Source organism: Arthrobacter sp. alpha11c (genome assembly GCF_054149985.1).
In genome coordinates this window covers 1,176,362-1,188,585 of sequence record NZ_CP196747.1, presented here as the reverse complement: position 1 = coordinate 1,188,585, position 12,224 = coordinate 1,176,362, and the positions used below count along the sequence as shown (strand labels likewise).

General features: G+C 59.7%; 11 protein-coding genes. 10 read left to right on the top strand and 1 reads right to left on the bottom strand.

All coding sequences use genetic code 11. From position 1 onward, the window contains the following. Window positions 1-111: 111 nt before the first annotated feature. Complete coding sequence (locus ACTAQJ_RS05450) at window positions 112-300, top strand: hypothetical protein (protein WP_431114912.1); 189 nt, start codon at window positions 112-114, stop codon at window positions 298-300. 19 nt (window positions 301-319) lie between these two features. Here ACTAQJ_RS05450 and ACTAQJ_RS05445 read toward each other — a convergent pair whose 3' ends face one another. Next, window positions 320-2,731 carry a LuxR C-terminal-related transcriptional regulator gene (locus tag ACTAQJ_RS05445; protein WP_431114913.1) on the bottom strand — a complete coding sequence of 804 codons (2,412 nt, stop codon included), beginning with the start codon at window positions 2,729-2,731 and terminating at the stop codon, window positions 320-322. 466 nt (window positions 2,732-3,197) lie between these two features. Between ACTAQJ_RS05445 and ACTAQJ_RS05440 the strand changes: the two genes are divergently transcribed. From ACTAQJ_RS05440 to ACTAQJ_RS05400, 9 genes are all read left to right on the top strand, one after another. Further along, window positions 3,198-4,388: an acyl-CoA dehydrogenase family protein gene (locus tag ACTAQJ_RS05440; protein WP_431114914.1), complete on the top strand. Its 1,191-nt coding sequence runs from the start codon at window positions 3,198-3,200 to the stop codon at window positions 4,386-4,388. A gap of 12 nt (window positions 4,389-4,400) precedes the next feature. Next, window positions 4,401-4,907: a flavin reductase family protein gene (locus ACTAQJ_RS05435; RefSeq protein ID WP_431114915.1), complete on the top strand. Its 507-nt coding sequence runs from the start codon at window positions 4,401-4,403 to the stop codon at window positions 4,905-4,907. Window positions 4,908-4,988: 81 nt separating this feature from the next. Beyond that, on the top strand, window positions 4,989-6,467 hold the full coding sequence (locus ACTAQJ_RS05430; protein ID WP_498701287.1) for an aldehyde dehydrogenase: 1,479 nt from the start codon (window positions 4,989-4,991) through the stop codon (window positions 6,465-6,467). A gap of 66 nt (window positions 6,468-6,533) precedes the next feature. Further along, window positions 6,534-6,908 carry a nuclear transport factor 2 family protein gene (locus ACTAQJ_RS05425; RefSeq protein WP_498701285.1) on the top strand — a complete coding sequence of 125 codons (375 nt, stop codon included), beginning with the start codon at window positions 6,534-6,536 and terminating at the stop codon, window positions 6,906-6,908. A 59-nt stretch (window positions 6,909-6,967) separates the two neighbouring features. Further along, a complete protein-coding gene (locus tag ACTAQJ_RS05420) occupies window positions 6,968-7,978 on the top strand; it encodes a fumarylacetoacetate hydrolase family protein (RefSeq protein ID WP_498701283.1) in 1,011 nt (336 codons plus the stop codon). Between the two features lie 64 nt (window positions 7,979-8,042). Beyond that, window positions 8,043-9,248 (top strand): VOC family protein, encoded by a 1,206-nt coding sequence (locus ACTAQJ_RS05415; RefSeq protein ID WP_498701281.1) that lies wholly within the window; start codon window positions 8,043-8,045, stop codon window positions 9,246-9,248. 71 nt (window positions 9,249-9,319) lie between these two features. Continuing rightward, window positions 9,320-10,261: an SDR family oxidoreductase gene (locus ACTAQJ_RS05410; protein ID WP_498701279.1), complete on the top strand. Its 942-nt coding sequence runs from the start codon at window positions 9,320-9,322 to the stop codon at window positions 10,259-10,261. A 262-nt stretch (window positions 10,262-10,523) separates the two neighbouring features. Then, the gene (locus ACTAQJ_RS05405) at window positions 10,524-11,750 is read left to right on the top strand and encodes an acetyl-CoA C-acyltransferase (protein WP_498701278.1); all 1,227 of its coding nucleotides are present in this window, start codon (window positions 10,524-10,526) and stop codon (window positions 11,748-11,750) included. Next, window positions 11,747-12,160, top strand: a complete 414-nt coding sequence (locus tag ACTAQJ_RS05400) for a hotdog fold thioesterase (protein WP_431114922.1) — start codon at window positions 11,747-11,749, stop codon at window positions 12,158-12,160. Before ACTAQJ_RS05405 ends, ACTAQJ_RS05400 begins: the two co-directional genes overlap by 4 nt. Window positions 12,161-12,224 lie beyond the last annotated feature (64 nt).

Genomic DNA, 12,224 nt, shown 5'->3' with positions numbered 1-12,224 from the left:
ACGTATGGCCCATCAATGAATATTGTATTTGTGCTCAAGGCGGATGAAGCACAGGCTGGACTTAGTCCCGCATTGTTGCGAGGCAATCACCACACTCAATGAGGAGTACAAATGGGTACCATCGGCATTTATCTTGGAACAATACTGAGCTTGCATTCCGTGTCACCCTCCAACCCGGGCCCCTCGTCCTGGAACGTGGGCCACCACGGGCCCTCGGGGCGCATAGTGGCCCATCCATGGGCAGGCTGGTTCATCGAGGACAGTGCCGAGGCAGAACCAGAAACCGACATCGTCGCGTAACGCGGAAGGATCCGGTCCGCTATTGCGCCGTGGTGCGACCGGCCAGCCAGGATGCGACTTGGGTTCGTGAAGTGAAACCAAGTTTGGACAATATTCGCTCGATGTGGCCACTGACCGTCCTTGGGGACAGAACCAGTTCGGCAGCGATTTCCTTGTTGCTGCGCCCTTGGGCGACAAGGGCCGCCACTTGCGTTTCCCGCTCGGTCAGCTGTGGCCCGCCGGGGCTGTATAGACCAACAAACTCCGCCTTGTTGGTACGACGCACTGCAGCACTGTGCCCGCTGTCAACGGCGTCTGCGCGGGGCGAAACATAGGAGCTTTTGGCCAGGTTCAATGCGATCTCAACAGCCTGGTCCTTGGACAGAGCCGGCCCGCCGTCGAGTATTGACCGGAACCGCGCCTCCCCGAGCTCCCGTCGAATCTGGCCCACAGTCTGCTTGAAATCTGTTTCCAGCGGACCGAAGGCAGAAACGGTGGTACCGATCCCTTTCCAAACCGATTGAGCTGCGTGAAGAAGTGCTGCTGCCGATTCAAACTGCCTGTTCGAAGCGGCTGTCCACGACATTTGCTCGATGGTCAGGGCAATGCAAAGCCCATCGTGAAAATCGCGTTGAATTTCCAGCGCGGAGATCTGGCATCGGCGGGCATCCTCGAGCTGACCAAGGTGCCAGTGGCAAAGGCCCATGACCGCGTGCCCATACGCACGGCTCCACCGCTCACCGTGCCTGCCGCTTTCAGTCAGTACCCGCTGGCAGGTCGCGAGGGCTTCCTCTATCCGCCCGGCATACATCTGTGCCCAGGCCAAAAGGAAAGTCGCCGTAAGTTCTGAAGCGCAGTCCTCCTGCAGCCGGTGGACGGCTGCTGCCCGGCTAAAGAGCCCTATAGCCTCTTCGAGCCGACCTCCGAGGACTTCGCTTAAAGCCTGCCAATGGTCGGCATGAGCTGCCAGCACCGGATCATCCAGGTCATGAGCGATTTCACGGCATTCGGCCAAGTACCCCTGTGCGGGTTCCGGATCGCCCTGAAGCAGGGCTACCCAAGCAGCTACCCATAGGACATTTCCACGTTCTCGCGTTCTGCCCGTAGCCAGACCAAGCATCCGCTCAAGCCACCGACGGCCATCTGAAAGGTTGCCCCCAGCGATCCAGTGGTACCTGAGAAGGGCCGCCAGATTCATTCCTGCCAGCTCCTCACCCGGAGTGGTTGCCGACCATTCCAACGCCGAGAGAATATTCGTATGATCCCGCCGCGCGGCAGCGAGGCGCGCTGATTGTTCCGGACCGCACCAGAGCGCAACAGTTTCGGACGCCTTTCCGAGATAGTGGTCGCGTTGGCGACGGCGGAGCTCGGAAGACTCGCCGTTGCGGTCAAGCAACGCCGCACCGTATTCCCTGAAGGTCATCAGTTGCCAGTACCGCCTTGGCTGGTCGCCCGCAGACATGACGTCAATGACGTTTTCTGCGACCACCAGAGACTTTGCGACGAGGTGATCCAGAAGGTCCAGGACATCCACTTTGTTGATCTCGCCGAATCCGCAGACCTCCTCCGCGGCCTCGACGTCGAAGCCGGCCGGGAAGACCGCAAGCCTGGCCCACAAAATCTGTTCCTCCCGGGTACAGAGTTCATAGCTCCAGTCCACCAGCGCCCGCAGCGTCTGCTGCCGGGGAATTGCTGCCCTGTTTCCGCCCTTAAGGATGTCAAAGCGCCGGTCCAGCCGTTCCACGAGTTGAACAACCGATAATGAGCGCAGTCGGGCAGCTGCAAGTTCAATGGCAAGAGGTATGCCATCCAACATCTGGCACAGTTGGGCAACAGCCTGACGGTTGCCATCGGTGATCTCAAATCCAGCGTTTATACTTTTCGCTCGATCAACCAACAACCGAACAGACTCAAAAGCCTCAATCGTTCCGGCTTCGATGTCGGACGACGAAGGGGCACTGAGCGGCGGAACTTGGTAGACCTGCTCACCGAAGATCCCCAGAGGTTCCCTGCTGGTCGCAATGACACGCAGCTCTGGTGCAATTTCCAGGAGCCTTGCCACCAAGGCCGGTATTGCATCCAGAAGATGTTCGCAGTTGTCCAGGACCAGGAGCAGCTGCCGTTCCTGGACGTAGTCCGCAATCCTCTCTGCGGGTGATCGGTTCGACTGGTCGGGCAGTCGGAGGGAAGCGGCAATCTGGGAAACAACCAAAGAGGCGTCTTCCAAGGCTGCAAGTTCAACTATCCAAACGCCATCGCGAAACGCCTTCCGGGTTCGTGTGGAAAGCTCCGCAGCGAGGCGCGTCTTACCAACGCCTCCGGGTCCGGCGAGCGTAAGGAGGCGGGAGCGTGACATCAGCTCCCTTGCTGCGCCGAGCTCATTGCGGCGTCCAATAAAGCTCGTTAGGTTATGGCCCCCCAAGGAGCCAATGGTCACTGCTTCGGTACTCATGACCCTCCTGTGATGCAGATAACAATACAGGTAGCGGATGGGGTCATTTGACCCGTCCGCTGCCAGTCGTAGCGGCGCACACTGAATGCAGTCAGAACGACTCTTTGGAGCAATCGGAAGGCAAGCGCGATGAGGCGCAGAGCAGCAAATCCAAGCACCTGCCGGAACGGCGGCAATGGATCAAGTCCAAGCACTGATCCAGCCACTGTACTTTCCGGTTTCTCCAAAGACGGCAGTCGTGCCAGCGCCGTTTCCAATCCGTGGGCGGCGGACAATTTCTGGCCGGACTGCGTTGACAGACACCCCCGCGAATTCCTACCTGTGTTCCCCACAGGATACAGCAGTAAGAAACGCTATCTCGATATCTGAGGGCTATTTCCTCAATCCTTAGGACAAAATGCGCGGCGTGAATTCGCCCGTGTTATTCCATGGTTTACCACAATTACCCAGCAATGAAAGAGGCGCCATGACAGCGACGTCAATCACCGAATTGTCAGATATCAACGTTCCGGATGCTGAATTGGTGGCCCGCGCTGCCAATTTGGTGCCGTTGGTCCGGGAGTTCGCAGCGCAGGGTTCCGAAGCCCGCCGCGTTGCCCCGGAAGTGGTATCGGCACTGGAAGGCGCCGGACTTTTCCGGATGTTGGTTCCGAAGCGATACGGGGGCATGGGTGCTTCATTGCGCACAGCCGTGGAAGTGACGAAGGAAATATCCCGCGGTGATGGTTCCACGGGGTGGGTCACCACGCTCATGATGGTGGGAACAGGTTTCGCCTCGACTTTTTCGGAGCAAGCCCAGGAAGAGGTCTTTGGAAGCAATCCCTTGGCGAAGGTGGCTGGCACGTTCAGCCCCGGAAGCAAGAGTGAACGCGTTGACGGTGGCTATCTGATCAGTGGCCGGTGGCCATATTCCTCCGGTTCCTTTGCTGCGGACTGGGCGACGCTTGGTGTGTTGCTTGATGGCGATGACCCGATGGCGCTGGCCCTCATCCCCGCCGAAGCGTGGACCATCGAGCCGACCTGGTTTGTCGCGGGTATGAAGGGCACAGGCAGTGACACGATCGTGGTGGAAGACCACTTCGTCCCGGAGCACCGGGTGCAGCGACTCAGCAACATGCTCACCTCGAATTTCCTGTCCCCGTACAAGGACGACCGCATGGCAAATGTGGCCTTCAACGCCGTGGCAGCCGCTATCCTCATTGCCCCGCAGATTGGCCTGGCACGGCACGCACTGGAAATCACCTTGGCCAAGCTGCCCGGCAAACCGGTGGCCTACACCATGTACAGCAACGCCAAAGATTCCCCCACCCATCAGTTGGCTGTTGCGAAGGCAGCTTCAAATCTGCATATCTCTGAGCTCCTGCTGAACAGGATGTGCCTGGACATAGACACAGCGGCCGACGCCGGTGAGAAATTGGACCTTCCCACAAGGGCCCGCATCCGCAACGACACTGGAGTTATCGCCGAATTGATCGGGCAGGCTATCGATGCGCTGATGACCGCCAACGGTGCAGGATCCTTTGCCGAAGCCAACGTCCTTAACCAGATCTGGCGCGATTCCGAAATTGCCGCACGGCATGCCTTTGTGACTCCTGAAATCGGTAAAGAAGCCTACGGCCGGGTCCTGATGGGCCTGGAACCCACCATCAACCTCTAAGGCAAGGTCAACATGTCCATTCCCACGATCCCCGAAGCGCCCGCTGAAGACCCCGCACGAACCTACCGGCACGTTCTCGGGCACGTCCCCACGAGCGTCGCGGTAGTAACAGCCGGCTTAAGGTCCGGGCCTGTCGGCATGACTGTGGGCTCCTTCACATCGGTGTCACTGGAACCACCCTTGGTGGCGTTTTTTGTAGACAAGTCGTCCAAAACGTGGCTTCGGCTCTATGAGGCAAGCCACTTTGGCGTCAATATCCTCGGCCAGGACCAGACCGAGCTCTGCAAGGCGTTTGCCCGCCGTTCGGAAGACCGCTTCAACGAAGTGGACTGGACGCCCTCCGAGCGTGGGGTGCCGCTGCTGAACGATGCCATAGTCACGCTTGAATGCACCCGTTACAAAATCGATCTCATTGGAGACCACTACCAAGTCGTTGGGCGGGTCGAGTCCCTGGAACTGCGAGCCACCAACCCACCCTTGATCTTCCTTCAAGGCAGCTTCCTCAACCTCTCGGTTTAGTGGCGAAGAACGCCGCCGGAAGGACCGCCCAGGCAATTTTGGGCAGCCCTTCGTCCCAACAACTTTTAGCAAGGAGAACGCATGTCTCTCATCGTTGAGAAGCCAAACGATCTGGACCGCAAGCATTTCTTTATCGACGGCCGTTGGGTCAAGCCCACAGGGGGTCGGACCCGAAACCAGGTGGAGGCAGCAACCGGAGAGGTCATCGGCATAGCCGCTATGGGTTCGGAAGCAGACATCGACGCCGCGGTCAGGGCAGCCCGGCGAGCCCTGGACGATGGGCCTTGGGGTAAAACCTCTCCCCAGGAACGCGCTGAGGTGATGCGACGATTTGCCCGTGAGCTCGACCTCCGATCCACCTACACATCCGAGCTGGTCTCTCGCGAGAATGGGATGCCAATCGGGTTGTCGCAGATGTTGAACGGCGGGGCGCCATCCGTCCTCCTGAATATCTATGCGGACGTCATCGAGAACCTCGCCTTGGAAGAGGTGCGCACCAGCCAGGCTGGCTCGACCATTGTCCGACGAGAGCCCGTCGGCGTGGTCGGTGCGATCGCGCCATGGAACTTTCCACAAGCGTTGGCCATGTTCAAGATTGCGCCAGCCCTTGCGGCCGGCTGCACGGTGGTGCTCAAGCCCTCGCCGGAAACAGCATTGGATTCTTATGTCTTTGCCGATGCTGCAAAGGCCGCCGGTCTGCCTGATGGCGTACTGAACATCGTCCTGGGTGATCGGGACGCAGGCGCAGCGCTCGTCTCGCACCCTCTGGTGGACAAAATCGCATTTACAGGTTCAACCGCAGCGGGCAGAATTATCGGCGCCGAGTGCGGGCGTTTGATCCGCCGTTGCACGCTTGAACTTGGCGGCAAATCCGCAGCCGTCTTCCTCGAAGACGGCGACGTCAACACCCTGCTGGCTGGCCTGGACAACGCCTCCTTCCTGAACAACAGCCAAACCTGCACCACCCAATCACGAATTCTCATCGCTCGATCCCGATACAACGAAGTCGTTGACGCGATCGGGAGCTTCGCCGACTCGTACAGGTTGGGGAACCCGCTCGATCCAACAGTGACCATGGGGCCAATGGCCACACATGAGCACCTGGAACGGGTGATGGAGTACATCGATATGGCAAAAGCCTCCAACGCCCGTTTGGTGACAGGAGGCAGCCGCCCTGATGGTCTTGATAGCGGGTGGTTCGTTCAGCCCACAGTCTTTGCCGACGTCGACAATAATGACCGCCTCGCACGTGAGGAAGTCTTTGGTCCCGTCATGGCACTGATTCCTTTTGACGATGACGACGACGCCGTTCGGATGGCAAACGACAGCAACTACGGTCTTGGAGGATCGGTGTGGAGCGCCGACGAAGACAGGGCCTTGTCCGTTGCGCGGCGGGTAAGGACCGGAACCATCGGACTCAATTACTACACGTTGGACCTGGGAGCGCCGTTCGGCGGATTCAAGGATTCCGGTGTCGGCAGGGAGCTGGGGCCCGAGGGTATTAACGCATACCTGGAATACAAGTCAATCTATGCCTCTGCCAGGTATCTCAGTGTCTGACCCCAAAAGCCAAGTAACAACGCCAGGCAACCTTCAACGGGTTGCAGTGGAAGGAGATCGAACCGCATGAGTAATTCAGCGGAGATTGTCGCAGCCTATTTCGACGGCGTGAAAGCGGGCGATGCGGATGCAGTGGCCGACCTGTTTGCCCCTGATGCGCAGTTGATCAATGCTGCGGGGATCCTCAAAGGGGCTGATGCCATCAGACGGATGTACCAAAACGGACTGACGCCCGGAGCGATGACGCCAAGCCCGCATCCGCCGGTGGTGACCGGAGAGCACGTAGCCGTCGAGATAGACCTGAATGCCAACGGAGCCAGCCTCAAACTCGGAGACTTCTTCACCATTCGCGATGGGAAGATCCACAGTCTGACCATTTATAGCCTCACCCCATCCGACGCGCGCCTCTTCGACGACGTCGGAGTAGACCCTGCGCGGTAGGGCCGGATCCATCCGCCAACCGCAGCCAGTCCAAGATCATGAAAATACCAGGAGAAAACATGAAAATAGCTGTCTTTGGCCCTCATCGTCGCGTGGGTGTCATCAAGGACGATAAGATCGTCGACGCCAATGGAGCCTACGCAAAGTTCCTGTCCGAAACGTCAGAGCTGACGCGCCCCCAGGCACAAGCCGACGCTGACGTCCCTTCGGAACTTGGGGCGTTTATCGCAGAGGGGGACCGGGCCCTGGAAGGCGCCCAAGCCGCCGTCGAGTACTTATGGGCCAAAGCCCAGGACGATCGTGGGCTCGCGGGGGAGCCGCTCTTCTTTGGCCTCGGTGAGACCGAACTGCATGCCCCGGTGGCCCAAGGTTCCCGGATCTTTTGCGCTTTGGCCAACTTCTTCGATCACATGGAAGCCGCCAGCAAGAACAGTGCAGGGAATGACACAGCTGAAGTCCTTGACCGGCTGGTCCAGGGTGGACCCAAATACTTCCTGAAGGACCACCGGGCAGTAGGAGCTGACGCCCAGCCGGTGCGTTACCCCGCAAGGACCCGTCGCTTGGATTACGAGGCCGAGGTGGCGATTATCGTCGGGAAACAAGGTCGCGATATCGGCCGCGACGATGCTCTTCCCTATATCTGGGGATACACATTGCATAACGACTGGTCGATCCGCGACAACGTGTCCTTCGGGCCGGACTTCATGCACTCCAAGAACTTCGATACGTCGGCAACCATTGGGCCCTGGATCGTTGTCAATGAAGGCATTGACCCGCAGGACATTCCCATTGAGTGCCGTGTCAACGGGGAGGTCCGGCAAAGCGGCAACACCAAATCAATGGTGCACGATTTCTCCGCCTTCATCCAACACCTCTCAGCTGACACCACCCTGTATCCGGGCGATCTCATCAGCAGCGGAACGCCAAAGGGAACCGCCGTCGATTCCAGCCGGCAACAAACTGATGGATCTCATCCGGACACGCTGTTCGTGAAGCCCGGCGACGTCGTCGAGGTGTCCTCGAGTCTCATCGGCACCATCCGGAACGAAGTTATCAGCCCCGCCACGTGAGATTTCAGATCAGCGTGAAGTCTTCAGCCATTGCTCCCCTTGGCACACATAAAGAAAGATGACCATGAGCGAACAGCAGCACAACGTGGGCGGTGTTCTCTACGACCGCCCCTTCAAAATCCGCCGGCTCAACCATTTTGGCATCAGCGTCGAAGATACAGGCGCGTCGCTGGCCTTCTACCGGGATCTCCTCGGATTCCAGGTGGCCGATGCCCTTGACCTGGAAAAGTATGACCCAGGGGTATGGCTTGATGGCCTCGCCGACAAACATATCTATTTCCTTCGCCACAACAGCGATCACCACACCTTCGTCCTGATGCCGAAGGCCTGGGTGGACCATATGGATTCCCCGGCCAGGGGTGACCTGACCATCAACCAGATCACGTGGCAAGTTGGAAGCCTTCGCGAGGTGGTCCAGGCACGGCTATGGCTTGAGTCCCTGGGTAACAAGATCGAACGCTATGGCCGGGACCCCGGATCCAATTGGCACACTTACTTCCCCGATCCCACAGGGCATACCAACGAACTGGAATATGGCATCGAACAGGTCGGTTGGGATGGCCGGAGCAAACCCGAAGTCTTGTGGCCATGGGCGAATGAGCATCCTTCGCTTCCCACGACGTCGGAGGGCAGCGAGCTGGCTGCCGCCGAGGCAGATGGTGTGGATCTCACCAGCGGTTACCGGTGGGTGGACGAGTTGCCGAAGACGTTCGATGTAGGCGGTGTGCTCCTTTCCCGCCCGTTCAAACCCGTTCGCATCGGCCCTGTCAGCATCTTCGTTGAGGACGTCGCCAGCGCAGAGGAGTTCTACACGCAGCGGCTTGGCCTGGTAAAGAGCGAGGAAACGGTGGTCCATGGTCACCGTGCCGTCTTCCTGAGGGCAAACACGGAACACCACAGCCTGGGACTCTTCCCGATGGAACTCCGGAAAAACCTGGGCGTCAGCGAACACACCACGTTGCTCTCCTTCGGCATCCAACTCTGCTCGTATGAACAGTTGCGAGCAGCGCGAAGCTACCTCGAAGAGCGCGGTGTCAAGCTCCTGGACCTGCCACAGGAGATCCACCCCGGTGTCGACTACACGCTTCACGCAGTCGATCCCGACGGCCACGTCATGGAGTTGTACTACTACATGGAACAGGTGGGATGGGACGGGACCGTGCGGACACCAGCACAACGACGCGTTATCGATCCCGAGGTTTGGCCCGAGGCGCTGTCTCCCATGTCCGATACGTACGGCGGCGAAACCTTCTGGGGTCCCCTCGGCTGACGCCGGATCACTTGCACCACCGTTCCCGCCAAAGAGGCCGGGAGCAAGAAACTACAAAAAGGAGGCCTGAAGTGGGCCGTATCATCATCAGTGGGGCGTCGGGGGATCTTGGGCGCAGAGTCACAGAACTGCTTCTGGCGGCTAACCCGGACATAGAACTAACGCTGGTATCACGTACGCCGGAAAAGCTGGACAAACACAAGAATCCGGGCATCCGCGTGATGCGTGGCGATTACCAGGAACCTGAATCCCTCAACGAGGCCTACATCGGCGGCGAAGTTCTGTTCCTCATCAGCGGACTCAATCTGGGCCGTCGGGTTTCCGAGACGAGGAACGCGATTGCCGCGGCACAGCATGCCGGTGTCCGGCACATTGTGTACACGTCCGTGGGCGGCATTCACCCTAACAACCCGGCTCTTTCAGCCAGGGACCACTATCAGAGCGAATTGGATCTCCGGAATTCGGGCTTGGCCTACACCTTCCTCCGCAACGCGCTGTACGCGGAGATCATCAGTAACATTCTTGTTGCTCCTGCGGTAGCCAGCGGAGTGATGGCACAGGCAACGGGTCATGGACGGCTGGCGCCGGCCGCCAAAGCCGATGTCGCCCGCAGCGCAGCCGCTGTATTGCTTGCTGCAGAAAGGCATGCCGGTGCTGTCTATGAGATCACCGGACCTGAACTGCTGACTTTTGAAGACATTGCGCGCATTGGTTCGAAGGTACACGGCGCGCCAATTGATTATCAGCCGATTTCCGATGATGAGCGGCTCGCCTTCTTCGATTCAATCGGTATCCCAAGGACTTACGACCCCTCCATGCCGCCGAGTGCCGACGGCCACATGTGGGCAAGTGATGAGTTGGTTACTGCTGAAGTCGCCATTGCCGAGGGGTATCAGACCGTTCTCTCAGGACACGTTCAGCTGATCACCGGGCGCAGTCCCGAACCGCTGCAATCGGTGATGGAAGCCGTCAAATCCGTGCCGTACGACCAAATCCCGGCACAGGTGTCCTAACTCTTTACTTCAGGCATGCGTTCCACAGGACGGCTTCGCTCATAGGGATATGGGCGAGGCCGTCTTTGCATTCCTGCCGGGCCCAGACCAGGCGAGTCGTCCCGGTAGCCCGGGTCTTGTGCAATACGATACGGTTCGTATAAGTTTGGTGTACTGGCATACAAGAGCGGGGCTTGACTTTAGGAAACCTGCGTTTTCAATCTCGTCCCTTCTCGGGCCAAGGGAGCAGCGGCCTGCCGGCGGTCCCCAATGAAAGGAAAGCATGATCGTGAAGACTGCCTTGGAGCCACGTGATGCTGTGGTGGTCGCCTACCGTCGAACACCGATTGGCCGGGCCCGTAAGGGTTCATTGGCCGCCGAGCGTCCCGAGGATCTGGCCCTCGCAGCCATTCGGGGAGCACTCGCTGCCGTTCCACAGCTGGGCTCTGACGCGTTCGCGGATGCCTATGTGGGGTGCGCTGTCCCACAGGGCGCACAGGGCGACAACATCGGACGTCGAATCATGGTGCTTGCAGGAATGGACACCGTCCCGGCGGTCACAGTAAACCGCTTCTGCGCCTCCTCGTTGCAGGCTACGGCAATGGCAGCACAGGCCGTGCGCGCGGGCGACGGCGATGCCTTCCTGGTTGCGGGTGTCGAATCGACCAGCGCAGTTCCTCCAGTGACTGATAACCCCCACCCGGCCTTTGCCGAGGCAGCGCGACGGGCCGATGCCAGCTTCGAAGCCGGTCAGCCGTGGGTCGACCCCCGGGATCGTGGCGAGCTGCCGGATGTGTATCTTTCGATGGGCAAGACTGCGGAGTTCGTAGCCCGTCTGACCGGAACCTCGCGCCGTGACCAGGACGAATGGGCTCTTGAGTCTCAACGCCGGGCGGAGCGGGCTGTCCAGTCCGGGTATTTTGCGCGAGAGATTGTCTCAGTGACCACGGCTTCCGGCATGGTGGTCAGCGCCGATGACGGCCCGCGACCGGGAACCACCATGGAAGCCCTGTCAGGTCTGAAGCCTGTGTTCCACGAGTCCGGAACTGTCACGGCGGGCAACGCCAGCCCGCTGAACGACGGCGCGTCGGCCTTGGTGGTAATGAGCACCCGCCGAGCCGGCGAACTTGGATTGCGGCCGTTGGCCCGGATTCTGGGCAGCGCCGCCAGCGGCCTTTCACCAGAGATCATGGGACTGGGACCGGTTGCTGCGTCCAGTCGTCTGCTTGATCGTTTGGGGCTCTCGATCGGTGACATTGACGTCGTCGAACTGAATGAAGCCTTCGCCGCCCAAGTGGTCCCAGTGGTCCGCAAGCTCGGGGCGGATCCGGAGCGCGTCAACCCCTTTGGCGGCGCAATCGCCCTGGGCCACCCCTTCGGTGCAACGGGTGCGAGGTTGGTTGGAACACTCATCAATGGTCTGCAAACCACTGACGGATCCCTCGGCCTGGCCACCCTGTGCGTGGGCGGCGGCCAGGGCATGGCCATGGTGCTGGAGAGGCTCTCATGAAACCGATAGCACTTATTGCAGACCCGGCCCGCTCAATGCTCGCCGCAGACCGCTCCTTGGAAGGCCTGGGTATTCAGGTGCTGAGTGCAAGTGACGGGCGGGCCACTGCAGTCCTGACCGTTACGCCACAGATGGCCAACGGGCATGGGATTGCCCACGGCGGCTTGGTCTTCGCTTTGGCAGACACGGCATTCGCCATGGCCGCAAACACGTTCGGCGCCGGAATCGCGACCGCCGAGGCTTCGATCTCCTATGTTTCCCCGGCCCGCATCTCCGAGGAGCTTGTTGCCTGCGCTGAAGTGACATTTCACGAGGGCCGCCGGATGATCGTCGATGTCATGGTGCGGGCGGGGGAGCGGACTGTTGCCATCTACCGCGGAACAGGCAGGGCGCTTCGCGCAGCGGACTAACTGTCGTGCACGGCGTCGGGGCCACGCGGTGGTCCATTCACGCACAAGGAAGCCCCTTGGATCA

Bases quoted from the DNA above. Each gene is read 5' to 3' on its own strand.
- ACTAQJ_RS05425 (WP_498701285.1), top strand. From the start codon at position 6,534: ATGAGTAATTCAGCGGAGATTGTCGCAGCCTATTTCGACGGCGTGAAA.
- ACTAQJ_RS05405 (WP_498701278.1), top strand. From the start codon at position 10,524: ATGATCGTGAAGACTGCCTTGGAGCCACGTGATGCTGTGGTGGTCGCC.
- ACTAQJ_RS05430 (WP_498701287.1), top strand. From the start codon at position 4,989: ATGTCTCTCATCGTTGAGAAGCCAAACGATCTGGACCGCAAGCATTTC.
- ACTAQJ_RS05415 (WP_498701281.1), top strand. From the start codon at position 8,043: ATGAGCGAACAGCAGCACAACGTGGGCGGTGTTCTCTACGACCGCCCC.
- ACTAQJ_RS05420 (WP_498701283.1), top strand. From the start codon at position 6,968: ATGAAAATAGCTGTCTTTGGCCCTCATCGTCGCGTGGGTGTCATCAAG.
- ACTAQJ_RS05445 (WP_431114913.1), bottom strand. From the start codon at position 2,731: ATGAGTACCGAAGCAGTGACCATTGGCTCCTTGGGGGGCCATAACCTA.
- ACTAQJ_RS05450 (WP_431114912.1), top strand. From the start codon at position 112: ATGGGTACCATCGGCATTTATCTTGGAACAATACTGAGCTTGCATTCC.
- ACTAQJ_RS05435 (WP_431114915.1), top strand. From the start codon at position 4,401: ATGTCCATTCCCACGATCCCCGAAGCGCCCGCTGAAGACCCCGCACGA.
- ACTAQJ_RS05440 (WP_431114914.1), top strand. From the start codon at position 3,198: ATGACAGCGACGTCAATCACCGAATTGTCAGATATCAACGTTCCGGAT.
- ACTAQJ_RS05400 (WP_431114922.1), top strand. From the start codon at position 11,747: ATGAAACCGATAGCACTTATTGCAGACCCGGCCCGCTCAATGCTCGCC.